The following is a 24,356-nucleotide window of genomic DNA, read 5'->3' as shown; positions in this document are numbered from 1 at the left end:
GTGCGATCATGACAGGAACATGCAGGTCCTGTGGAGGAGGCGCACGTGTTCGGCAAAGCGGCACGCATGGTCCAGCACCTGGAGGCGACCGGCGTCGGGCTGCCCCCGGACCACGCGGTCGCGGTTGACGCGCTGGACGCACGTGCCGCCGAGGCCCTGGCCGGCGCGCGTCGTGGTGTGTACGAGCCTGCCCGCGCGCTCCTCGCTGCCACACGGGAGGAGGCCGACTGGGTGCTGCGGGACGAGTGCGTTCGTGCCCTCGCCGAGATCGCTGGGGATGACGCGACGTGGCTGAACCACTGGCTGGCCGAGTCGCCGGAGGACCCCGATGCCCTTGTCATCGAGGCGTTCCGGCGCCTCTTCGAGGCATGGAAGGTCCGCACGGCCGCCTATGCGAAGGATGTGGCCGCGGACCAGTTCAGCGCCTTCCTCGCACTGCTGAATGACGCACTGCCGGTCATCGAGGCGGCCGTCGCGGCCGGCCCCGGCGACCCGGTCCCCTGGTCCGCTGCCCTGAACCACTGCATGGGCGCCCAGGCACCGCGGGACGTCTTCGACGACTGTCTGCATCAAGCGCTCGCCTGCGCGCCCCATCACGCGCCCACCCACGTCAATGCCGTGCAGTTCCTTGCCGCCAAGTGGTACGGCAGTCACCAGGAGATGCTCGACTACGCGGCCCGCGCCGCCGCCGACGCTCCGCAGGACTCTCCCTTGCGCGCCCTGGAGGTCGTGGCACTGACAGAAGTCGGCATCGAGCAGCAGAGGCACCCGCGTGGGCGTGGCGGCCAGGCGATTCCCGGCGCAGACCGGATCGACGAGATCATCGCCACGGCACAGACGTACTCGGCGTCGCGCCCGCCCGAGGACCGCGCCGCCCGCCTGATCCGCAACCACCTGGTGTGGGCGCTGAACCGTAAGGAACGGTGGGCCGAGTCGCTGGACGTCTACCGTTCCATCGGGCGGTACGCCACCGCTTCTCCGTGGGAGTACGCGGGGACTCCGCTGGACGCGTTCCTGCAATTCCGGGACCACGCCCGCTCCCGGCTTGCTGCCTCCGTCCCGCGCAACGGCACCGTCCCCGCCCCTGCGGTGCCGCTGCCGGAGGCCGTGCAGCCCCAGGGGGCACGGGAGATCGCGTACGTACCGGCCCCGGCGCAGCGTGTCTCGCAGGAGCTGTTGCTGTGCGGGGCGACCGTGAGGCTCGCTCCGGCCGGACGGTGGACGCTGATGGAGGCGGCCCCGTCCCAGGAGACAGCGGGCAAGCGCGGGCGCCGAGCGACGCTGCTGCGTCTCGACGGACTGGCCAAGGTCGCGGAAACCGCCTTCGGCGCTGCTGGACTGACCACCCTGATCGCCCACTGCGAAGGGGGCGGCTCCCGCGCCCTCACCGTCGTCAGCAAGGGCAGGACAACTGCCCGGCACCGTTGGGCGGGGCCCGGGACGATGCCGTCGCTGGAGATCGCACAGCAGTACGCGGAGCTGCTCGTCGCGGCGGCCGGTGGCGGCGATGCGCGCGAGGTGGCGCGCCTGCTGCGCGACCCCGGTGATCCGTCGGAGCTCCAGATCCGCACCTTGGCCACGCTGGGCCTTCCGCCGCTCCCGGTCGGTTTCGGCGAGCGCTCGGAGGTTCTGGACGGGGTCCGGGGGGCGACCGTGCACCAGGCCCGCTCGCTGTGGCAGGGCATGAAGGACTTCATGAACGATGACACCGACCCGAACCCACCGCTCCAGCTCAACGGGCGGTAAGCGGTGGTCGTGGCATGGCCTCGGGGCGACGGTGACGCTGCGGGTGCATCGGGCTCTCCAGCGCCGCCGCTGCCGCAGAAGCGCGAAGACCCGGGTCGCGCTCGCGCCGTCACCCCGGTGGTGCGGGAACGCATCGCCTGACCCCGCGCGTTCCTGCACGAACGGCCCGCCGGAACGGTGAGAACCGTCCTGGCGGGCCGTCGTCGTACGAGGCCGTCCGGCAGCTTTCGCTTGAGGCCCGACTTCTGCGCTCTGCGGTTCTCCGCCCGGCTCAGCTCCGTGACGTCGAACAGCCGGCGGTCCAGCTTTCCGGAAGTGATCAGCCGGTGTGCGTCGGACGGGGCGAGCACGGTGTGCCCGTCCCACATCTGCCGCTGCACGGGTATGTGCTCGCGTCCCGCCGCGGGACGGAAGCCCACGACCCGGCCCTTGGCATCCACGGTGACGCGGTCGCCGGTGATGAGCGTCAGCTGATGCCGTGCGCCGGAGGAACCGGCGGCCGGCTGCGACGGGCTGTTGTCGCGGGCCACGGCCGGGGTGGTCAACCCGGCCGTGAGCGCCACGGCCGCCGCTGTGGCGACGGTTGAAACACACGCTCTTCTCACGTGTCTGCACAACTCTCCCCCTGGAGAATCAGGCGGCCCCCGAGAGGGCCGGTAGGCAGGCGGCACCGATGCACGCACCGGGGCCGCCTGTTTCACCCGTATAGAGGGGGATGTGATCGAACGAGTTCACAGTAGACACACAGATGACCGAAGTGGGGGGATCTTCAGCGGCTGTCGGGCGCCTGCTGAGCGGTCCTGCGAAACGGCGGAGCGGCCGTTACGAGGGCACCGGAGAGGTCCAAGGGCAGCTCAAGGACAGCTCGGGGGAGACCGAGGCGTCCCCGAGGAGCTGGAGAAGAGGGCACTCGGGTCCGGCGGGAAGTGGAGAACGGCCAGGCGATGAGTTTCGGCCGCCGGACCGGTCTCCCTGGTATGGATCCCTTGCCGTCGGCCGCACTCGTCCTCTCCGGACGCCTCACCCGGGCGGGTACGCCACGCCTCTGTGCGGAGCTGGAGACGGTACTGGCCGCGTCGGACGCCGCGGTGGTGGACTGCGACATCGGCGGCGTCGTCGAGCCGGACCTGGCCACGGTGGAGGCGATCGCCCGTCTGTCGCTGGTCGCGCGCAGGGCGGGCGGCCGAAGGCTGCGGCTGCGCGGGACGCCGCCCGGACTTCAACACCTGCTGGATCTCGTGGGGTTGGCCGAGGTGGTGGATCTGGCCGACGCGGCGGCAACGGAGGCGGAGGCGGGCGGGACGCCCGGCCTCTGAAGGGGTGGGCGCGGCCATGGGCGGGGTGGGCGCCGTACCTCAGGGCCGGTCGTACACCGCGTAGTCGCAGACCACCTGCGTGAGCCGGGCCTGCCCGTCTGCCCCCACGGCCGAGTCCTTCGCCGGGGAGGCGGTGGCCGGGGGCGAGGGAGCCGGTGCCGAGGAACGGACCGGTGGCGAGGAGATATCCGGCGTCCGGGCCCGCGACCGCTCCGCAGCCCGGGCGGCCGACCCCTCGCAGTCGGACTCCGGCTGCGGCCCCGGTTCCGCGCCGGAGGCGGGCGGCACGACGTGGGCCGGTCCCGACGTCGCCGCCGGCTCACCGACCCACTGCGTGACGCCCCACCCGGCGACGGCCAGTACCACCCACCCCGCGACCAGCCCCCGCACGAGCCGAGGCCTCACGCGGCATCGGCGTCCAGATGATCGGGCAGCCCGAACAGCGGGAACCAGCGCGGGGTGTCCAGGAAGCAGTGCATTCCGGTGATCGCACCGTCCTGGATGTCGATGACCTGCACCGCCCACGGCACGAAGCCCGGCCCCTCCGGGTTCGGCTTGTAGTGCGCGAACGCCGGGGTGCCGTTGGCCGAGGTCGCGACCAGCCGGGAACCCGCACAGGACGCGCCGATGGAGAGCATGAAGCCCGTGATGTCGTCGTGCCCCTGAAGCCAGAGGTCGAACGGCGGCATGGTCATGATGGCGTCCTCATGGAGGAGCGCGGTCAGTGCCTTCATGTCGTAGCCCTCGAACGCCGCCACATACCGCTCAAGGAGCTTGCGCTGCTCCTCGTCGAGCGGGTTCGCCGCGTCGGCGGTGGCGGCGTCGTCCTGGTGCTCGGTCAGCGTGGCCCGGGCCCGCTGGAGCGCGCTGTTCACCGAGGCGACCGAGGTGTCGAGCAGCTCGGCGACCTCGGCCGCCTTCCACGCCAGCACCTCGCGCAGGATCAGCACCGCCCGCTGCTTCGGCGGCAGATGCTGGAGCGCGGCGACGAACGCCAGCCGCACCGACTCGCGCGCGACGGCGGCCTCCGCGGGGTCCGCGACCGTCGGCAGGATCCGCCCGTCCGGCATCGGCTCCAGCCAGGTGTTCTCCGGCAGTGGATTGAGCGCGGCCTGCGCGAGCGGCGTCGGGCCGGACAGATCGATCGGCCTGGCGCGCTTGTTGCCCGCGTTGAGCATGTCGAGGCAGACGTTCGTCGCGATGCGGTACAGCCAGGACCGCAGCGACGAACGGCCCTCGAACTTCTCGATGTTGCGCCACGCGCGCACCAGCGTGTCCTGGACCGCGTCCTCCGCCTCGAAGGCCGAGCCGAGCATCCGGTAGCAGTAGCCGGTCAGCTCGACCCGGTGTCCCTCCAGACGGCTGTCGAGATCGGTCGTCGTCGCCGTCAGATCACTCATGCTTCCGCTCACCCCTGTTGCGCTGTGGCACCGCTCACTCCAGCACTTCGGAAGCTACCGCAAGCCACTGACAACAGGGGCGGGAAGAGCAGAAGCGGTCACGTTCCGAGCTTGCGCCCGTACGTGTACACGTCGTCACCGGTCTTCAGCAGGTTCCAGTACGACTTCGCGTCGGCGGTGCGCATGTTGACGCAGCCGTGCGAGCCCGGCGGGTTCCACATCTTCACGCCCACCGCGTGGAACGCCTGCCCGCCGTCGAAGAACTGGGAGTACGGCATCGCCACGTTGTAGATCGACGAGACGTGGTTCTTGTGCTTCCAGTAGATCTTCTTCGCCCCGGTCCGGGTCTCGTACCCGTCCCGCCCGGTCCGCACCGGCACAGGGCCGAACCTCAGCTTGCTGCCGTCCTGGATCCAGGTGATCTGCCGGGTCAGGTCCACGCAGGCGATGCGGCCCTTGTTGGTGGGGCACTTCTTGGCCTTGTTCGGGTTCTTGCCCGCGGCCTTCTGGGCGGTCAGCGTCTGCATGGTGCGCCAGGTGATCGGGCCCGCGTACCCGATGGTGGGCGTGACCCCGTACGTGCTCTGGAACGAGCGGATCGCCTTGCAGTCGGCGGCCGACTGCTTGCCGTCCACCTTGCGGTGCAGGTACTTCTCGACCTGCTTCTGGTACGGCCCCTTGGACGTCGTGCACGACGCCGCCTGGGCGGTGGTGCCGGTGCCGAGCACGAACGCCGGCACGGCGGTCAGACCGGCGACCGCCAGCGCGAGCCCGCGCCGGGTCCGTACGCTCCCCACTCCTCGTACACCCCCCGCACTCCTTACGCTCCGTATGGATCCCATGACCTCGACGACTCCCATGAACGCCAACTCCCCTTCGCGCGCTATGCGGTGCTTCCGCCTGCAAGACGCGCGTCGGGGAGTCGATGGTTGTGCGCCGAATGTCTCAGTTCTGTACGGGCACCAGGGCTGCCGCCCGCACCCGCTGAGCACGCGCCGCCCGTGACCCGTACAGAGTGATCGAGACGACACCGAGCACCGCGGCCAGACCCAGCGCGACCGTGCCCGCCCAGCCCCCGGCGTGGAAGGCCACCGCGCCGAGCGTGCCGCCCGCGCTGGAGCCCAGGTAGTACGCCGACTGGTAGAGCGCCGACGCCTGGGCGCGGCCCTTGGTCGCCGTACGGCTCACGGAGGACGAGGCGACCGCGTGCCCGGCGAAGAAGCCCGCCGTGATCAGGACCAGGCCGAGGAGTACGGCTGCCAGCTGGTCGGCCAGCGAGAGCAGCAGACCGGCGGCCGTGGTGGAGACGGCGAGGTAGAGCGCGCCCCGGCGCCCGAGCCGGCCGACGAGCCTGCCCGCGGCGGCGGAGGACACCGTACCGACCAGATAGACGAGGAAGATGGAGCCGACGACACCCTGCGGGAGGCTGAACGGCGCCTCGACGAGCCGGTAGCCGATCACCGTGTAGACCGCGCCGAACACCGTCATGAACAGTGCGCCGATCGCGTACAGCCGACGCAGCAGCGGATCGGCGAGGTGCCCGCCGACGGTCCTGGCCAGGGCCTTCGGGTTCAGCGAACCGGGGGTGAAGTGCCGGGCCCTGGGGATCATGAAGTGGAAGACGACGGCACAGGCCACGGCCAGCAGCCCGACCGCGCCGAGCGCCGCCCGCCAGCCCCACAGCTGGGCGATCCAGCCGGTGAGGATACGGCCGCTCATCCCGCCGATGCTGTTACCGGCCACGAACAGCCCGATCGCGGCGACGAGCGCCTTCGGCCGGACCTCCTCCGCCAGGTACGCCATCGCGGAGGCGGGCAGACCGGCGAGCGCGGCGCCCTGGACGGCGCGCAGCGCGATCAGCCAGCCGAGCGAGGGCGCGAACGGCACGAACAGCCCCACGGTCACCGCGACCACCAGGGAGGCGGTCATCATCTGCCGTCGCCCGAACCGCTCGGACAGCGCGCTCATCGGCAGCACACACAGCGCCAGCGCACCCGTCGCGGCGGACACCGTCCAGCTCGCCTGGCCGGCCGTGGCGCCGAACGACGCGGAGACGGCGGGCAGCAGGGCCTGGGTGGAGTAGAGGAGGGCGAACGTCGCGACACCGGCGGCGAAGAGCGCGAAGCTCATCCTGCGGTAGCCGGGGCCACCGGGTTCGAGCCGGTCCGGTGCGGCGGATACGGGGGAGGTCTGGGACGAGGCGGCCACGGTGAGGGTGGACGCCCCGGTACTGGCAGGAGGCATGCCACCAAAGTAGGGCGGCACCTTTCATGCGTCCAATGCACAAACCCGCCATAATTAATCCCATGGCGCATCAGTACAGCTCACAGCCTCGGCTGTCACCAAGCAGTTACGAAGAAGACATCCGCGCGGTTCTCGCACCGCGCCTCGCGTACTTCGAGGCCGTCGCCCGCCACGAACACGTCACCCGCGCCGCGCACGAGCTGGGCGTCCCCCAGTCGACCCTCTCGCGGGCGATGGTCCGCCTGGAACAGGACCTGGGCGTCGCCCTGTTCGCCCGCAGGGGCCGCACGGTCTCCCTCACCCCCGCCGGCCGCACCTTCCTCGGCTCGGCGGAACGCGCCCTCGCGGAGGTCGAGAAGGCGGCCGACTCGGTACGGGCCGACGCCGACCCCGCCGCGGGCAAGGTGGCCTTCGGCTTCCTCCACACGATGGGCTCCGAAACCGTCCCCGCCCTGATCCGGGCCTTCCGCGCCGACCATCCCCGGGTCCGCTTCCAGCTCGTCCAGAACTACGGCGAAGCCATGATCGAACGCCTCCGCGCGGGCGGCCTCGACCTCTGCCTCACCTCACCCGTCCCGGACGCCCCGGACCTGGTGGCCCGCCGCCTGGACGAACAGCGCCTGCGCCTGGTCGTCCCCGAGGACCACCGCCTGGCCTCCCGCCGCCGCGTCCGCCTGGCGGAGGCCGCCGACGAAACCTTCGTCACCCTGGAACCCGGCTACGGGCTCCGCCGCATCACGGACGACCTCTGCACGGAGGCGGGCTTCGTCCCCCGCGTCGCGTTCGAGGGCGAGGAGGCGGAGACCCTGCGCGGCCTGGTCGCGGCAGGCCTGGGCGTCGCACTGCTCCCGCCTCCGGCGGTGGCCCGCCCCGGAGTGGTGGAACTGACGGTGACGGCACCGCGGGCCGCTCGGGAGATCGGTGTGGCCTGGCTGGACGGCCACCCGGACACCCCGCCGGTGGCGGCGTTCAAGAAGTTCCTGCTGTCGCGACGGGGGAACCTGCTGCCGGACTGAGGGGGTGGGGGGATGGGGGTGGGGGTGCGGGGGTGGGGGATGGGTGTGCCGGGGTGTGCCGGGGGTGGGGAGGCCAGCCCCGCGTCATGCGGCGAACAACGCTTCGGGCAAGATCCTGCTATTTGCGGTGCGGGGCCATCCCCCGCGCATGAGGGGAGCAGATGGCCAGCACCAGCCTCTGGAACATCCAGAAGGGACCATCCCCGCAGGCGCGGGGAGCAGGCGGGGGAACCTCCGTCCGATGACGGAATCCGGGGACCATCCCCGCAGGCGCGGGGAGCAGCAGACGCCTTCTCCCGCTTGTCGCCTGCCCACGGGACCATCCCCGCAGGCGCGGGGAGCAGCTCCCGCAGGGGACGTGGCTGCCGCTCGTACGGGGACCATCCCCGCAGGCGCGGGGAGCAGGGCGGGCTGATGTGCGGCCGCTGCAAGCAGCCGGGACCATCCCCGCAGGCGCGGGGAGCAGCCGGACACGCTGGGCACCCGCGACCTAGCCGCGGGACCATCCCCGCAGGCGCGGGGAGCAGATGATCGGCCTGTCCCACCAGGTCCGCTCCACGGGACCATCCCCGCAGGCGCGGGGAGCAGACGGGCACAGTCACCTGTACAGGCACCGTGATGGGACCATCCCCGCAGGCGCGGGGAGCAGGTAGCAGTAGGAAGAGAGGGAGTTGGAGAGGGGGGACCATCCCCGCAGGCGCGGGGAGCAGCAGCTGGTCGAGGCGCTGACGGGCCCGTCCTCGGGACCATCCCCGCAGGCGCGGGGAGCAGCGCGCCTGCGCCTGACGGTGCCCGTCGGCCTCGGGACCATCCCCGCAGGCGCGGGGAGCAGTCATCGTCAAGCATGGAATCTCCTCTGCGCCGGGGACCATCCCCGCAGGCGCGGGGAGCAGGCCACCGCCCGGGACTTCGTGAGCGCTTCCGCGGGACCATCCCCGCAGGCGCGGGGAGCAGGCCCGAGCTGGCTGAACCTGTTTCGACCGGTGGGGGACCATCCCCGCAGGCGCGGGGAGCAGACTCGCAGATCCACATCTCCGTGGTTCTCACTGGGACCATCCCCGCAGGCGCGGGGAGCAGGCGTCCACGGCCCGGTCCCAGACCCCCCGGACGGGACCATCCCCGCAGGCGCGGGGAGCAGATGGGCGGAGCACCTGCCGTACAAGACACCCAGGGACCATCCCCGCAGGCGCGGGGAGCAGGGGAGTCTCCTGTTCGGGCTCGGGTAGGGGCAGGGACCATCCCCGCAGGCGCGGGGAGCAGATCGGCCGGGCGATCCCGGACGTGATGCACCTGGGACCATCCCCGCAGGCGCGGGGAGCAGTGGCCGGTCGTCTGGTGTTCGAGCAGCCAGCCGGGACCATCCCCGCAGGCGCGGGGAGCAGCTGTTGGGCCCGGCGTCCGCCCCCGTTACCGCGGACCATCCCCGCAGGCGCGGGGAGCAGGCGGTGGGGTCGAGGGAGCCGTCGGCGGAGGTGGGACCATCCCCGCAGGCGCGGGGAGCAGAGGCCCGGTGACGTGCTGTTACTGGAGTGCCAGGGACCATCCCCGCAGGCGCGGGGAGCAGGGACCGCCGATCTCAGCAGCCCCGGCGAGACGGGGACCATCCCCGCAGGCGCGGGGAGCAGGAACAGCCGGGCACTCCGGCCTGGCCGCTGAAGGGACCATCCCCGCAGGCGCGGGGAGCAGCCCACCCTCAGTGCCGCCGATCTCAAGCAGGCGGGACCATCCCCGCAGGCGCGGGGAGCAGGGTGCTCAGCGGCGCGTTGACGTGCCTGTGCCGGGACCATCCCCGCAGGCGCGGGGAGCAGAGCTGGCGTTCGGCGGCTGCCAGGATTTTCGGGGGACCATCCCCGCAGGCGCGGGGAGCAGCCCACCCTCAGTGCCGCCGATCTCAAGCAGGCGGGACCATCCCCGCAGGCGCGGGGAGCAGCGCAGCAGCGCGGACCGGGCCTTGACGACATCGGGACCATCCCCGCAGGCGCGGGGAGCAGGGCCCGTGCCGAAGAGGACGTCCTCAAGGTTCGGGACCATCCCCGCAGGCGCGGGGAGCAGCCCGGGCCCGGGCCGCTTGGCCGGACGCTGTTGGGGACCATCCCCGCAGGCGCGGGGAGCAGGTCGACAAGGGAGGCAAGGCCGGTCCCCGCGAGGGACCATCCCCGCAGGCGCGGGGAGCAGCCGTCGATGGAGACGGAGGAGACGTTCCCCGTGGGACCATCCCCGCAGGCGCGGGGAGCAGTCTCTGGAGCTCGTCGACCGAGTTGTCGACGAGGGACCATCCCCGCAGGCGCGGGGAGCAGCCCCGGCAGTTGCGTGCGTTCGCGGTCATCACGGGACCATCCCCGCAGGCGCGGGGAGCAGCTCACGGGGTCGGTTCAGCGGGTGCGGAGGTGGGGACCATCCCCGCAGGCGCGGGGAGCAGGTCGCGCCCAGGGCCACGCGCGGCCCCCAGGTGGGACCATCCCCGCAGGCGCGGGGAGCAGTAGCCGGGGCTGTCCGGCTTCTCGGAGATGTAGGGACCATCCCCGCAGGCGCGGGGAGCAGCGACGCAGACCCGTCTTCTTGGGCCCCGGCTGGGGACCATCCCCGCAGGCGCGGGGAGCAGTTCTCCTCGAGGGACGGCGCGGGCGGCGGCGGGAAGGGACCATCCCCGCAGGCGCGGGGAGCAGCGGCGGCGCGCGGGGGCTCAGGGCCGCCACCTGGGACCATCCCCGCAGGCGCGGGGAGCAGCTCGGGGTCGCCCTGACAGTGTTCGGCGATCAGGGACCATCCCCGCAGGCGCGGGGAGCAGGAAGCTCTCTAGCTATGTCAATGAACTCTCTAGGGACCATCCCCGCAGGCGCGGGGAGCAGTGGCCACGATCGATGTCGAGCTGCGGCCCGTCGGGACCATCCCCGCAGGCGCGGGGAGCAGCGCAGAGCGACCGCGTCCAGTGAGGCGGCCCGGGGACCATCCCCGCAGGCGCGGGGAGCAGGGTGGCTGCGGCAGTGGTGGTGTCCCAGCCGCGGGACCATCCCCGCAGGCGCGGGGAGCAGAGTGGCGTCCTTCTGTCAGCTTGACCTTGTCCGGGACCATCCCCGCAGGCGCGGGGAGCAGCGACAAGCGCGTTGTAGACCGCCATGTAGAGGGGGACCATCCCCGCAGGCGCGGGGAGCAGCCGATGAGGAGCTGGGAGCGGATGACCGTGGAGGGACCATCCCCGCAGGCGCGGGGAGCAGCGGGTTGTAGGGCTCGGGGCGGGTGGGCACGAGGGACCATCCCCGCAGGCGCGGGGAGCAGCTGCGCCAGCAGCGGGAGAAGCACGGGCTGACGGGACCATCCCCGCAGGCGCGGGGAGCAGAGGACGGCGAGGCCGGTGGCGATGGTGCGGCCGGGACCATCCCCGCAGGCGCGGGGAGCAGGGGCGGTTCGTCTCATCCGGCCCGGCGCCGTTGGGACCATCCCCGCAGGCGCGGGGAGCAGCCCGCCGCCCAATCTCAGCTACGCGGGCTCCGGGGACCATCCCCGCAGGCGCGGGGAGCAGATCGTGGAGCGGATGGAGAGCGCCCCGTTCCTGGGACCATCCCCGCAGGCGCGGGGAGCAGATGGCGGACAGGACGGCGGCCAGGGCCGGGTCGGGACCATCCCCGCAGGCGCGGGGAGCAGATCACCGGATCCATCATTCTTGGCCCTGTGGGGGGACCATCCCCGCAGGCGCGGGGAGCAGGAGTGATGCATCAGAGGCAGTCGCTGTGTAGCGGGACCATCCCCGCAGGCGCGGGGAGCAGACTGCGTGAGCTGCGGTTTTACGGCGCGGAGGCGCTAGTTTTGACCACTTGCGCGAAGTCCGACATCTGGGGCAATCCTCCTCATCTGTCCACGAGTTGGCGGCAGCGTAAAGATTCAAACATAGTTCCTGTGCCCACTCGCCACCGCGGCTTCGCTGCAATGTCCCCTGAATGTGCGCAAGTTCCGTCGTATCAACATCCCGCGCAGCCCGCTCCCTGTATTCATCTGGCATGACGACAGAGCGAGCCACCCGCTCCGGACTCCAGGCCGTGCTCACCGGACCCGTCCGCACCGTGTGGGCCAAGCACGACTGGGACTCCGAGGGGTGGCTGCCGTTGTGGCGGCACATGGAGGACAGTGCCGCAGTCGCCGGGTTGTTGTGGGACACGTGGTTGCCGGCGAGCGTCCGGGAGTTGGTCGGCGCGCCACTGCCGGAAGGGCAGCGGGACGGGCGGAAGCTCGCCGTGTGGTTGGCGGGGGTGCACGACATCGGTAAGGCGACGCCCGCCTTCGCCTGCCAGGTCGATCCCCTCGCGGACCTCATGCGTGACCAGGGGCTGGCAATGCGCTCGGCCAAGGCCATCGGGGCGGACCGCCGCCTCGCGCCGCACGGGCTTGCCGGTCAAGTGCTGCTCGGGGAGTGGTTGCGGGACCGGCATGGCTGGACGGTGAAGCAGGTCGGTCAGGTCACCGTCGTCGTCGGTGGGCATCACGGCGTGCCGCCGGAGCATGGGCAGATCGCCGCTCTGTACAGGCATGGGCACCTGCTGCGTACGCCCGGGGCGAGCGAAGCCGTGTGGCGGAGGGTGCAGGGTGAACTGCTCGACGCGTGTGCGGACGAGTACGGCGTACAGGGCCGGTTGGGCGCGTGGCGGTCGGTGCGGCTGCCGCAGAGCGCACAGGTGCTGCTTACATCGTTGGTGATCGTCGCCGACTGGATCGCCAGCAATGCTGATCTCTTTCCCTACTTCCCGCAGGACGCCGCCCGCAGCAGCGAGGAGCGCGTCGCCGCGGCCTGGCGCGGGCTCGACCTTCCCGCGCCGTGGTCCCCGGACGAGCCTGCGGAGGACGCTCAGCAGCTCATCGCCACACGCTTCGGCCTCCCGGATGGGGCGAAGGCGCGCCCCGTTCAGGAGGCGGTCGTCGGACTGGCCCGTTCCATGGCGGAGCCCGGTCTGATGGTGATCGAGGCGCCCATGGGCGAGGGCAAGACCGAGGCCGCGCTCGCGGCCGCCGAGATCTTCGCCGCCCGCTCCGGGGCCGGTGGAGTGTTCTTCGCGCTGCCCACCATGGCAACCGGGAACGCCATGTTCCCCCGTCTCCTTAAGTGGATCAGACGGCTTCCTTCGGCCCGGGGCGCCGAGCACTCCGTGTTGCTCGCCCACTCCAAGTCCGCGCTGAACGAGGACTTCGCCGAGCTCATGCGCGACGGCGGGCGGCGGATCGCCGCCGTGGAACTCGACGCACCGGGCACACCGCGCTGGCGGCCGAGCGATGAGACGCCTGCCGCTCCCGCCGAACTCGTCGCCCATGCCTGGTTGCGCGGACGCAAGAAGGCCATGCTCTCCTCCTTCGTCGCCGGAACCATCGACCAACTGCTGTTCGCCGGGCTCAAGAGCCGGCACCTGGCGATGCGGCATCTCGCGGTCGCCGGGAAGGTCGTCGTCATCGACGAAGCGCATGCGTACGACACGTACATGAGTGTCTATCTCGACCGTGTCCTGGCGTGGCTGGGTGCGTACCGGGTGCCCGTGGTGGTGCTGTCGGCGACCCTGCCCGCAGGCAGGCGGCGCGAGCTGGTGGAGGCGTACGCCGGCAGCGAGGAGAGCGGCAGCGAGGAGAGAGGTGGAAGGAGCTGCGAGGAGAGCAGTGGAAGGAGCGGAGGGGAGAACGGGGACGACGGCAGGGGCGCGCTCGACGCAGTGGGCGAGGCCACCGCCTATCCGTTGCTGACCGCCGCGAGCCGCGGCCGGGCGCCGGTCGTACGGCAGCCCGAGGCATCCGGCCGCCGTACGGACGTCGTACTGGAACGGATCGACGACGGCATCGACGTCCTGGTCGGGCGGCTCGCCGGTGAACTGGAGGGCGGTGGCTGTGTCCTCGTCGTACGCAACACCGTCAAGCGGGTGCTGGAGACAGCGAAGGCGCTCAGGGACAGGTTCGGCGACGAGCAGGTGACGGTCGCCCACTCGTGCTTCATCGATGTCGACCGGGCAGCGAAGGACGCGGATCTTCTCAGGCGCTTCGGCCCTCCAGGGACAGCTCGGGGCCGTCCGGCCGGGCCGCACATCGTGGTGGCCAGCCAGGTGGCCGAGCAGTCCCTCGATGTCGACTTCGACCTGCTCGTCACCGACCTCTGCCCGGTCGACCTCCTGCTCCAGCGCATGGGGCGTCTCCATCGGCACGAGCGTGGCGTGGCGCAGCAGGACCGTCCCGAGCGGTTGCGCAAGGCGCGCTGTCTGGTCACGGGGGTGGACTGGGATGCGGAAGTTCCGGTTCCCGTACGGGGGTCGGTGGCTGTGTACGGCGCGTACGCGCTCCTGCGTTCCGCCGCCGTGCTCCTGCCTCATTTCGCGCGGGCGGGATCCCGTCCCGTACGACTTCCCGACGACATCAGCCCGCTGGTCCAGGCCGCCTACGCCGAGAAGGCCGGAGAGGAGGTCGGAGGGACCGCCCACGCCGAGGAGGCCACCCATCCCGAGGGGGCCGCCCACGCCCAAGGCCGCGCAGGGGCCGAAGGGCCGACGGCTTGGGCGGAGGCGATGGCCGAGGCGCGGGAGCGGTACGAGCGGCACCGTGCCGACCAGGCGCGTCGTGCGGCCGTGTTCCGACTGGGGAAGGTCGGGGCTGCGGGCAGGCCGCTGTTCGGATGGGTTGCCGCCGGGGTGGGAGACGCCGACGACACCCGGGCGGGGCGGGCTCAGGTCCGTGACAGCAGGGAGAGCCTGGAAGTCGTCGTGGTGCAGCGGCGCGCCGACGGGACGCTGGTGACGGTTCCGTGGCTGGCTCCGGACCGCCACGGCAGACCGCTTGGGGGCCTGGAGCTGCCCCGCGACCAGCCTCCGCCCCGGCATGCGGCGCGGGCGGCGGCGAGTTGCGGACTGAGGCTGCCGATCCAGTTCTCGTACGCCGAGGTCATGGATCGCGCCATCGCCGAACTGGAGGCGGAACTGTACGTACCCGCATGGCAGGTGAAGGAGTGCCCCTGGCTCTCCGGCCAGCTGATTCTCGCGCTCGATGAGAATGGTCAGACCCGCCTGGCAGGCCATTCCCTGAGCTACAGCGAGAGCGACGGTCTTGAGGTGACCCATGCCCCGGGAAGATGAAGTGGCCATGTGCGCAGAGTCGTTCGACCTCACCGAGAGGCCCTGGATTCCGGTGCTCCGGCAGGACGGCGGCCAGGACGAGCTGTCGCTGCGGCAGCTCTTCGGCCAGGCCGGCAGCCTGCGGAGAATCGTCGGCGACCTGCCCACCCAGGAGTTCGCACTGATACGGCTGTTGCTCGCCGTGGCACACGACGCGCTCGACGGGCCGCGCGATGTCGAGCACTGGGCCGAGCTCTGGGCCGATGACGACTGCTTCGCTCCGGTGGGGGCGTACCTTCGGGACCACCGTGAGCGGTTCGGTCTCTTCGACGCACGTATGCCGTTCTTCCAGGTCGCCGGGTTGCACACGGCGAAGGGGGAGGTGTTCTCCCTCAACCGCATCGTGGCCGATGTTCCCAACGGGGCACCCTTCTTCAGTTCGCGGATGCCCGCAGCCGACCGGCTCACGTATGCGGAAGCGGCCCGATGGGTCGTCCACGCGCACGCGTACGACACGTCCGGCATCAAGACCGGCGTGGTCGGCGACGACCGGGTGAAGGGCGGGCGGGTCTACCCGCTCGGCGTCGGCTGGGCCGGGAATCTCGGGGGCGTCTACGCGGAGGGAAGCACCCTGCGGGAGACGCTGCTGCTCAATCTGGTGGCGCCCTCGGACACCCCCGGCCTGAGTGAGGGAGAGGGCGGTGACGACCGCCCCGCCTGGCGCCGTGAGCCGTGTGGGCCGGGAGCGGGGCCGTTACGGCAGCCCACGGGCGTACGCGACCTCTACACCTGGCAGTCCCGGCGGATCCTGCTCCACGCGGACGGTGACGGTGTGCACGGCGTGGTCCTCGGCTACGGAGATCCGCTCACCGTCCGCAACACCCACGGCTGGGAACCGATGACAGCCTGGCGCCGCAGCAAGGCCCAGGAGAAGAAGCACGGTGAGCCGGTCGTCTACATGCCCCGTGAACACGATCCCGCCCGCTCCGCCTGGCGGGGACTCGGTTCACTGATCGCCGGCCGGAGCGAAGCCACGCAGGGGGCGGACGCCGCCGCCCATCTGCCGCCCCGGGGCTTCGAGTGGATTTCCCGGCTGGTCACGGAAGGAGAGCTGGAGCAGGGGTTCCCGGTCATGGCCCGGATCGTCGGAGCCCGGTACGGGACGCAGCAGTCGGTGATCGACGAGGTCGTCGGCGACCGCGTGGCCATGGCGGTGGTTCTGCTCCACCGGCGCAGGCCCGAGTTCGCCGAACAGGCGATCAGCGCGGTCACGGACGCGGAGGAGGCCGTCACCGCGCTCGGCGATCTCGCCACGGACCTCGCCCGTGCCGCCGGGACCGAGGGCGATGGCCCCCGGGCAGCTGCCAGGGACTCCGGATTCGCCGCGCTGGGCACCCGCTACCGGTCCTGGCTCGCCTCCCTCGACGGCAGCGGGGATCCGTACGAGCTGCGTACCGAGTGGCAGCGGCAAGTCCACCGGGTCGTCGGCCACCTGGGCGACCGACTCATCGGTCAGGCCGGAGACGCCGCTTGGCAAGGGCGGGTCATCGCGGTCAAGGGGGGCACGGAATGGCTCAACTCCAGCCTCGCCAACCGGTGGTTCCGTCATCGTCTGGATACGCGCCTGGGCCATCCCCGCCTCCCCGAGCAACCGGCGAGCACGGACAACGCACCAGCGGGTAGGACGACTTCCACGATATCTGCGACATCTGCGACATCTGTGAATTCCGCGACAGGCGCGTCTGCCCCCTCAGCCACCTCTGCCATGACTGCCACGAAAGGGCATGCATGACGACGACAAGCGCACCGCTCACGCCTCGCCACCGAGTTCAGAGACTCGCCGGTGAACGCATCGCAGGTTTTCAACGCGGTTATCTGGCCGATGAATCCAGCTCCGTGGCCGCCCTTGCCAGGCTCCGCCGAGGCGCCGGCCAGGAGGCCGGACGGCTCCCCGACCTGTGGAGCCTCATCGATATATCTCCATTGCATGAACCGTGCGAGGGCGCAAGGGAGTTGAGTGAGCGAGAACTGTTCCGTGCCGAAGACGCCCTCCACACGGCTCTCACGCTGTGGGCTCTCCACCAGCAGTCCCGCCGCGACGCCGGGATGCACCAGCGGGACAGTCGCGGGAAGCCGCGCGGGGTGGGCGCCGCCGTGCGGCGCATGATGAAACCGGGGGAGATCGACGAGCCGTTGCGAAAGAGGCTGGTCAGGGTCGGCTCGGCGCCTGATCTGCCCGCCCTGGCGCAGAGGCTGCGAGACATCGTCCTGCTGCTGCGCCGCGAGCAGTTGCCGCTCGACTACGCGCTGCTCGCCGGACAGCTCTACGACTGGCAGCGTCCCGGCGGCCCGGACTGCGTACGCAGGGAATGGGGGAGGTCGTTCCACGCCCGGCACGAAGAGGACGAGAACAGCGGGGACGAAAACAGCGGGGACGAGAACAGCAGGGACGAGCAGAGCAGGGACGAGCAGAGCGGCGGCTGGGGCGCTACCGGTTGAGTTCCACGAGCTCCGTTGTGTGGAACCGGCGAGGTCGAACGGCAGGTGGTGGGCGGCGGACATCCTCGGCCACGGGACCTCGGCCACGGGACCTCGGCCACGGGACCTCGGCCACGGGACCTCGGCCACGGGACCTAGGACGCGGACAGGACCTGACCACACCGGCACTCCGTCCCCGTTGCTGACCCCGCCGCCACAGCCCGAACTTCCCCTACCCGCAGGCGATATCTCATCCGAAACCATCCCGGGCCGACCCCGGCCGACACCAGCCAGAACGACAAGGATGCCTCGTGAGCCGCTTCTACATTGATGTGCACGCTCTGCAGACCGTTCCCCCGAGCAATCTGAACCGGGACGACACCGGCTCACCGAAAATGTCGGTGTACGGAGGTGTGCCTCGGGCCCGCGTCTCCAGCCAGGCGTGGAAGAAGGCGACCCGGGACTACTTCGGCGCCGAGAGTCTTCTCGACCCGGGCGAGCTCGGTGTGCGGACCAAGAAGGTCGTCCAGGTGCTGGCCGACCGCATCCGCGTGCTCGATGCCTCGCTGACAGAGGCCGAAGCACTGGAACTGGCGGCCGAGGTCATCGCCGCCACGGGCCTCAAGACCGAGATTCCCACGCGGAAGGGCTCGAAGAAGGCCACGGCGGCGGGAGAGGGCGCGGGTGACGACGAGAAGGCGGAGCCGGTGCCCCAGGCCAAGTATCTGGTCTTTCTCAGCGCGCGCCAGCTCGACGGACTGGCCGACCTCGCTGTCGTGGGAGCCCCTGACATCACGACGTTCCTGAAGCACAAGGACAACAAGGCCAGGGCCAGGCAGATCGCCGACTCCCGGCACTCGGTGGACATCGCGTTGTTCGGCCGGATGGTCGCGGACTCGGCCGACTTCAACGTGGACGCGGCGGTCCAGGTGGCGCACGCCATCAGCGTCCACCGCGTCGAGATCGAGTCCGACTACTACACAGCCGTCGACGACCACAACACGGAAGCCGAGCCGGGCGCCGGAATGATCGGCACCGTCGACTTCAACTCCGCGACCCTGTACCGCTACGCCGCCCTCGGCGTCCATCAGTTGGCGGCCAACCTGGGCGAAGGGCTGCGGGACGACGAATCGCGTACCACCCCCGTGCGCCGCGCTGCCGAAGCATTCGTCCAGGGATTCATCGAGTCCCTGCCCACCGGCAAGATCAATACGTTCGGCCACCACACGCTCCCCGACGCCGTCGTCGTCAAACTCCGCACCACCCGGCCCATCAGCTTCGTCGCCGCGTTCGAGGAGCCCGTCCGGGGCGGCCTCGGCGGGCATGTGGCCGAGGCTTCCGCGCGTCTGGCGGAGTACATCCCCGACATCGAGCGGGCCTACGGTGACGAGGACTCCACCCTTACGTGGGTGCTCCGCGTCGGCCCCAACACGCAGAGCCTCGCGGGCATCGGGACGGAGTCGGACAGCATCACCGAACTCGTCGCCTCGGTGGGCCGGGCGGTCGCCGAGCGCCTGGAGAAGCCCGCATGAGCGTGCTGACGATGCGACTGGCGGGCCCCCTCCAGTCCTGGGGCGCTTCAGCCCGTTTCGCACGCCGTACGACCGAGTCGGCGCCCACGAAGAGCGGCGTGATCGGGCTGCTCGCGGCGGCGGCCGGTGTCGAGAGAGGGGACGACGAGGCTCTGGCAGCGCTCGGGGCACTGCGGTTCGGCGTCCGCATCGATCAACCAGGCACCCGCGTAAGGGACTTCCAGACCGCGCACCATCGCGTCACCGGGGCCTCCATGCCGCTCTCCGAGCGCTTCTACCTGGCCGACGCGGTCTTCGTCGTCGCACTCGCCGGCGAGACCCGCCTCCTGACCGGGCTGTACGAGGCGCTGCGCGCCCCCGTGTACCCGCCGTTCCTCGGTCGGCGCTCGTGCCCGCCTGCCCACCCGGTGGAGCTCGCGCTCCACGACGGCGACTCCGTTCACCAGGCCCTCGCGGACGAGCCGTGGCAGGCCGCGCCCTGGTACCGCCGCAGGCACAGGAACGAGTCCACGGTGGCCCTGGCCGTCCTGCGCGAGGCCGAGGAGAGCGAACATGATGCGGACCACCAGCGCGACCAGCCCCTCAGCTTCGCTGCCGAGCACCGTCGGCACGCGCTGCGCACGGTGGTGATCAGGACGGTGGACGTTCCCCACCTCGATGCCGCACGCGGACGTGCCGGGCAGCCCCGGCACGATCCCCTCGACGCCCTGGATGCCTTGGATTCCTTGGATGCCTTGGCTGCCGGGGATGGCTCGGATGCCTCGGAGGTGAGCGCCTGATGTTCCTGACCCGCTTCCGCATGAACACGGCTCGCCCGGGTGCGCGCCGGCTGCTGGCCTCGCCCCAGGTGCTGCACGCGGCTGTCATGGCGTCGTTCCCCGCCCTCCTGCCCACGGAGCCGGCGGCGTCCCCCGGCGGGCCGCGGGTGCTGTGGCGCCTCGACCAGAACGCGTGGGCCGAAGTGCTGCTGTACGTCGTGAGCCCGGACCGGCCGGACCTCACGCACCTCGTGGAGCAGGCGGGCTGGCCCGCTGCCGCCGCGGACCCGGAGACGCCGGGCTGGGTGACCCGGCCCTATACACCGTTCCTCGACCGTCTGGCGGAGGGGCAGCGGTGGGCGTTCCGGCTGACGGCCAACCCGGTCCACCACATCCGTCGAAAGGCGGACGAGCCGCGCAAGCGCACCGCGCACCTGACCCCGGTGCATCAGACGGCGTGGCTCCTGGACCGACAGGAGCGCGGTGGATTCCGAGTGGTCGAGAAGCCGCACGGCGAACGTCTGCTCCCGGGCGGGACCACGTACAGCAACCGTGAGCACCACGGGGACCGCTACGAACTGACAGTCGGCGACCGGCGGGGGCTGGCCTTCGACAAGCCCCGCGGCGAGGGCGGGCGGGGCAGCCGAGTCAGTCGAGTCAGCCGAGTCAGCCTTGTGACGGTTACCTTCGACGGCCGTCTGGAAGTAACCGATCCGGATGCCATGCGGCGCACCCTCACGCAGGGAATCGGCAAGGCGAAGGCGTATGGATGCGGCCTGCTCACTCTCGCACCGATCGCCGGGGCACGGTGACCCATGGCGACCGTCTCTCAACGTACGGCCCTCACACCGCGCCACCTCACGAGGGTGGCTGACCGGTCGTCATTCATCTACCTGGAGCGCTGCACCGTGCACCGGGACGCCAACGCGATCACCGCCGAGGACGCGGACGGCACCACGCACATTCCCTCGGCGACCATCGGCACCCTGCTGCTGGGGCCCGGTACCCGGATCACACACCAGGCGATGAGCGTCCTGGGCGAGACGGGTGCCGCGGTGGCCTGGGTCGGAGAGCAGGGCGTGCGCTACTACGCGGGTGGCCGGGCCCTGACGCGATCGTCAGTCCTTGCGGAGGCCCAGGCGATCCAGTGGGCGAACGCCCGTAGCCGGCTGTCGGTCGCCCGCGCGATGTACCAGCTGCGCTTCCCCGACGAGGACCCGGCGGGACTGACCCGTAAAGGACTCCTCGGCTGCGAAGGCCGCCGCGTCAAGGACTGCTACCGGGCGGAGGCGGCCCGCACCGGCGTCACGTGGCACGGCCGGAAATACACGCCGGGAGACTTCGCCGCCGGCGACCCGGTCAACCAGGGGATCACGGCGGCCGCCCAGTGCATGTACGGCATCGCGCACGCGGTCGTGTCCGCACTCGGCTGCAGCCCGGCCCTGGGCTTCGTCCATTCCGGCCACGAGCTGTCCTTCGTCCTCGATGTCGCTGACCTGTACAAGACGGAAGTGGGCATCCCCCTGGCGTTCGACGTGGCCGCGGAGAGCGACGAGGATGTCGCGTCGCGCACGCGGCGCGCTTTGCGTGACCGCATCAACGAACTTTCTTTGCTTGACCGTTGCGTCGACGACATCAAGCATCTGCTTCTCCCGGGCGACGGAGGCGAGGCAACCTCCGGCGACAGGGATGTCGTGACGCTCCAGAGCGACGGCGGCCGTGTAGTTGCGGCGGGGCGGAACTACGGCGAATCGGATGCGGGCATCGGTGAGAGGGAGGCGCTGCTCTGGTGACGGTGATTGTCCTCACCAACTGTCCAGCCGGCCTGCGAGGATTCCTCACGCGTTGGCTTCTTGAGATCTCCGCAGGCGTGTTCGTCGGGAACCCGTCGGCGAGGATCCGTGACGTCCTGTGGGCGGAGGTCCAGCAGTACGCGGACCAGGGCCGCGCATTGCTGGCCCACACGACCAACAACGAACAGGGCTTCACCTTCCGTACGCACGACCACAAGTGGCGCCCGATCGACCATGAGGGCCTGACACTGATCTGCCGCCCGAGCGCGGATGCGGGGCTGAGGCAGAAGCCGGAGGGTGGAGGGAAGCCTGGCTGGAGCAGGGCGTCGAAGAGGCGGCGGTTCGGGAGGGGGTGAAGGCATTGATGCGGGTTTTTGGGGTTTTGTCGGATTCGGTGAAAGTGGTCAGAAACCGTTGTGTCGCCGAGTAAAGCCGCAGGTCACGAAGAGTGCTCCCCGCGCCTGCGGGGATGGTCCGGGCCGCCTCACTGGACGCGGTCGCTCTGCGGGTGCTCCCCGCGCCTGCGGGGATGGTCCTAGGTTCCCGTGCCTGTCGTGCTGTGGCCCGCTGTGCTCCCCGCGCCTGCGGGGATGGTCCCGGCTCGCGTACCTCCGCGCGCCGAATTCCGGCGTGCTCCCCGCGCCTGCGGGGATGGTCCCACGCCCTGTCGGAGGAGCACGGCGTGGCTGTCGTGCTCCCCGCGCCTGCGGGGATGGTCCCTGGCGGTCGTCCAGGTCCTTGGTGACGCCCATGTGCTCCCCGCGCCTGCGGGGATGGTCCCGCGGGCAGCCTGGGCACGGAGCCGATGGAACCGTGCTCCCCGCGCCTGCGGGGATGGTCCCGCTCTGCCTCCGGGCGGCAGCGCTCTGACCTGGTGCTCCCCGCGCCTGCGGGGATGGTCCCATCAAACTGATCATCGTCGACAACCTGCAGATGTGCTCCCCGCGCCTGCGGGGATGGTCCCGAAGCGCCGGGCCCGGAGGCACGCAGTCGCGTGTGCTCCCCGCGCCTGCGGGGATGGTCCCCCCACAGGGCCAAGAATGATGGATCCGGTGATGTGCTCCCCGCGCCTGCGGGGATGGTCCCGTCGAAGGATGCGCAGCGGGCTCGTCGATCTTGTGCTCCCCGCGCCTGCGGGGATGGTCCCACGACCGTGGACAACATCGGCTCGTCGCACTGGTGCTCCCCGCGCCTGCGGGGATGGTCCCACGCCGACCAGCTCGGCTTCGACGGCAACGAAGTGCTCCCCGCGCCTGCGGGGATGGTCCCGAAGCCGGCACGCGAAGGGAAGCGCCCCAGTCGTGCTCCCCGCGCCTGCGGGGATGGTCCCCCGGTGAAACTTCCGAACTGGCAGCTGTGAACGTGCTCCCCGCGCCTGCGGGGATGGTCCCGCTTCGCCGACGGCCGCCAGGCCCTCGAGGAAGTGCTCCCCGCGCCTGCGGGGATGGTCCTGGGACGAGCCTCGCTTCCCCGAGATCACCGGAGTGCTCCCCGCGCCTGCGGGGATGGTCCCGTGCACCCGCTCCAGAAGCGCTGACCCGTCGCGTGCTCCCCGCGCCTGCGGGGATGGTCCCTGATGGACATGGGAACTCTTTCGGGGTGCTGGGTGCTCCCCGCGCCTGCGGGGATGGTCCCTGGCGGTCGTCCAGGTCCTTGGTGACGCCCATGTGCTCCCCGCGCCTGCGGGGATGGTCCCTGGAAGAACTGGAAACGGCCGGGGAGGTCCTCGTGCTCCCCGCGCCTGCGGGGATGGTCCCCAGGAGCCGTAATGGGCCTTTTCTCCCGCAAGGTGCTCCCCGCGCCTGCGGGGATGGTCCCTCCCCGCCGCGCACCACGTTGTCGACGACGTCGTGCTCCCCGCGCCTGCGGGGATGGTCCCACCGTAGTGACTTCGGCCAGGCGCGGCCGTTCGTGCTCCCCGCGCCTGCGGGGATGGTCCCGCGGGCTCCGTCGCTCCGTACAGAAGGCAGTAGTGCTCCCCGCGCCTGCGGGGATGGTCCCGGGGACCCGAAACAGGACTCCGAAGGGGACCCGTGCTCCCCGCGCCTGCGGGGATGGTCCCTGACCACCAGCCCTACTACGAAGCCCTCAAGCGTGCTCCCCGCGCCTGCGGGGATGGTCCCGTGTTCGGGCCGCAGGCTGGCACCGGTGGAGGGTGCTCCCCGCGCCTGCGGGGATGGTCCCGTGTAGTGGTGGTGGGCGTAGGCGCCCACCGGGTGCTCCCCGCGCCTGCGGGGATGGTCCCGAAGCGGCAGGCCCGGACGCCGTGCGGCGCCTGTGCTCCCCGCGCCTGCGGGGATGGTCCCTGCTCCCCGCAGCTCTGGCCCACCACGTCCCCGTGCTCCCCGCGCCTGCGGGGATGGTCCCGCCAGAACACAAACGAAGGGATCTCTCGTGTTGTGCTCCCCGCGCCTGCGGGGATGGTCCCGCCGTGTTCAGGTCGAGGCCGACCGCGAACGGGTGCTCCCCGCGCCTGCGGGGATGGTCCCCGTCCGGGTCACTGGTGGCGAGCTTGGAGTCAGTGCTCCCCGCGCCTGCGGGGATGGTCCCCAGTTGGCCGGGTAGCCGTTGACCAGCGCGCGGTGCTCCCCGCGCCTGCGGGGATGGTCCCGCGGGCTGGCCGGGACACAGGCCGTCGTGCGGGTGCTCCCCGCGCCTGCGGGGATGGTCCCCCGGCCCGCCACATCAAGGGCGGCGACGCCGTGTGCTCCCCGCGCCTGCGGGGATGGTCCCTTCGTCAACACCTGGGGGCCGCGCGTGGCCCTGTGCTCCCCGCGCCTGCGGGGATGGTCCCCCAGCTCCAAGCGCCCGAAGTACAAGCGGATCGTGCTCCCCGCGCCTGCGGGGATGGTCCCATTCACCGCTCCTACATCTCCCGCATCCTCTCGTGCTCCCCGCGCCTGCGGGGATGGTCCCTTGGGGTCCTTCCGGATGTGTTCAGGCAGCGGGTGCTCCCCGCGCCTGCGGGGATGGTCCCCAAACGGCAAGCACAGCAGTACTTCA

At 71.2% G+C, this 24,356-nt stretch carries 15 protein-coding genes and 2 CRISPR repeat arrays (1 of these 17 cut by a window edge); of the genes, 11 read left to right on the top strand and 4 right to left on the bottom strand.

Going from position 1 to position 24,356, the window contains the following annotated elements; genetic code table 11:
• Positions 1–45: 45 nt before the first annotated feature.
• Both ACZ4LX_RS13240 and ACZ4LX_RS13235 read left to right on the top strand, forming a co-directional pair.
• Positions 46–1,746 carry a hypothetical protein gene (locus ACZ4LX_RS13240; protein WP_467651222.1) on the top strand — a complete coding sequence of 567 codons (1,701 nt, stop codon included), beginning with the start codon at positions 46–48 and terminating at the stop codon, positions 1,744–1,746.
• 977 nt (positions 1,747–2,723) lie between these two features.
• Positions 2,724–3,062, top strand: coding sequence for an STAS domain-containing protein (locus tag ACZ4LX_RS13235; protein WP_467651221.1), 339 nt, complete (start codon positions 2,724–2,726; stop codon positions 3,060–3,062).
• 39 nt (positions 3,063–3,101) lie between these two features.
• Here ACZ4LX_RS13235 and ACZ4LX_RS13230 read toward each other — a convergent pair whose 3' ends face one another.
• The 4 genes from ACZ4LX_RS13230 to ACZ4LX_RS13215 all read right to left on the bottom strand — a co-directional run bounded on the left by ACZ4LX_RS13230 (position 3,102) and on the right by ACZ4LX_RS13215 (position 6,706).
• A complete protein-coding gene (locus ACZ4LX_RS13230) occupies positions 3,102–3,467 on the bottom strand; it encodes a hypothetical protein (protein ID WP_467651220.1) in 366 nt (121 codons plus the stop codon).
• A complete protein-coding gene (locus ACZ4LX_RS13225) occupies positions 3,464–4,462 on the bottom strand; it encodes a sigma-70 family RNA polymerase sigma factor (RefSeq protein ID WP_467651219.1) in 999 nt (332 codons plus the stop codon). Before ACZ4LX_RS13225 ends, ACZ4LX_RS13230 begins: the two co-directional genes overlap by 4 nt.
• Before the next feature lie 98 nt (positions 4,463–4,560).
• The gene (locus ACZ4LX_RS13220) at positions 4,561–5,304 is read right to left on the bottom strand and encodes a L,D-transpeptidase family protein (protein WP_467651230.1); all 744 of its coding nucleotides are present in this window, start codon (positions 5,302–5,304) and stop codon (positions 4,561–4,563) included.
• Between the two features lie 103 nt (positions 5,305–5,407).
• Complete coding sequence (locus ACZ4LX_RS13215) at positions 5,408–6,706, bottom strand: MFS transporter (RefSeq protein ID WP_467651218.1); 1,299 nt, start codon at positions 6,704–6,706, stop codon at positions 5,408–5,410.
• Positions 6,707–6,768: 62 nt separating this feature from the next.
• Between ACZ4LX_RS13215 and ACZ4LX_RS13210 the strand changes: the two genes are divergently transcribed.
• From ACZ4LX_RS13210 to cas2e, 9 genes are all read left to right on the top strand, one after another.
• Positions 6,769–7,722 (top strand): LysR family transcriptional regulator, encoded by a 954-nt coding sequence (locus ACZ4LX_RS13210; protein ID WP_467651217.1) that lies wholly within the window; start codon positions 6,769–6,771, stop codon positions 7,720–7,722.
• Between the two features lie 193 nt (positions 7,723–7,915).
• Positions 7,916–11,486: a CRISPR direct-repeat array (repeat unit 29 nt; unit sequence GGGACCATCCCCGCAGGCGCGGGGAGCAG).
• A 231-nt stretch (positions 11,487–11,717) separates the two neighbouring features.
• The gene (cas3, locus tag ACZ4LX_RS13205) at positions 11,718–14,813 is read left to right on the top strand and encodes a CRISPR-associated helicase Cas3' (protein ID WP_467651216.1); all 3,096 of its coding nucleotides are present in this window, start codon (positions 11,718–11,720) and stop codon (positions 14,811–14,813) included.
• A gap of 7 nt (positions 14,814–14,820) precedes the next feature.
• On the top strand, positions 14,821–16,584 hold the full coding sequence (casA, locus tag ACZ4LX_RS13200; RefSeq protein ID WP_467651215.1) for a type I-E CRISPR-associated protein Cse1/CasA: 1,764 nt from the start codon (positions 14,821–14,823) through the stop codon (positions 16,582–16,584).
• The gene (casB, locus tag ACZ4LX_RS13195; protein ID WP_467651214.1) at positions 16,581–17,291 is read left to right on the top strand and encodes a type I-E CRISPR-associated protein Cse2/CasB; all 711 of its coding nucleotides are present in this window, start codon (positions 16,581–16,583) and stop codon (positions 17,289–17,291) included. Before casA ends, casB begins: the two co-directional genes overlap by 4 nt.
• 290 nt (positions 17,292–17,581) lie before the next feature.
• Positions 17,582–18,802, top strand: a complete 1,221-nt coding sequence (gene cas7e / locus ACZ4LX_RS13190; protein ID WP_467651213.1) for a type I-E CRISPR-associated protein Cas7/Cse4/CasC — start codon at positions 17,582–17,584, stop codon at positions 18,800–18,802.
• Entirely contained in the window at positions 18,799–19,581 is a 783-nt protein-coding gene (gene cas5e, locus ACZ4LX_RS13185) for a type I-E CRISPR-associated protein Cas5/CasD (protein ID WP_467651212.1), read from the top strand. Before cas7e ends, cas5e begins: the two co-directional genes overlap by 4 nt.
• Positions 19,581–20,372 (top strand): type I-E CRISPR-associated protein Cas6/Cse3/CasE, encoded by a 792-nt coding sequence (cas6e, locus tag ACZ4LX_RS13180; RefSeq protein WP_467651211.1) that lies wholly within the window; start codon positions 19,581–19,583, stop codon positions 20,370–20,372. Before cas5e ends, cas6e begins: the two co-directional genes overlap by 1 nt.
• Before the next feature lie 3 nt (positions 20,373–20,375).
• On the top strand, positions 20,376–21,353 hold the full coding sequence (cas1e, locus tag ACZ4LX_RS13175) for a type I-E CRISPR-associated endonuclease Cas1e (protein WP_467651210.1): 978 nt from the start codon (positions 20,376–20,378) through the stop codon (positions 21,351–21,353).
• Complete coding sequence (cas2e, locus tag ACZ4LX_RS13170; protein ID WP_467651209.1) at positions 21,350–21,709, top strand: type I-E CRISPR-associated endoribonuclease Cas2e; 360 nt, start codon at positions 21,350–21,352, stop codon at positions 21,707–21,709. The genes cas1e and cas2e overlap by 4 nt, the downstream gene beginning before the upstream one ends.
• A gap of 92 nt (positions 21,710–21,801) precedes the next feature.
• A CRISPR array of direct repeats spans positions 21,802–24,356; the repeat unit is 29 nt; unit sequence GTGCTCCCCGCGCCTGCGGGGATGGTCCC (it continues 6,623 nt past the right edge of the window).

It is taken from the genome of Streptomyces sp. NPDC026062, from assembly GCF_055568375.1.
This window is presented reverse-complemented; position numbering and strand designations above follow the sequence as displayed.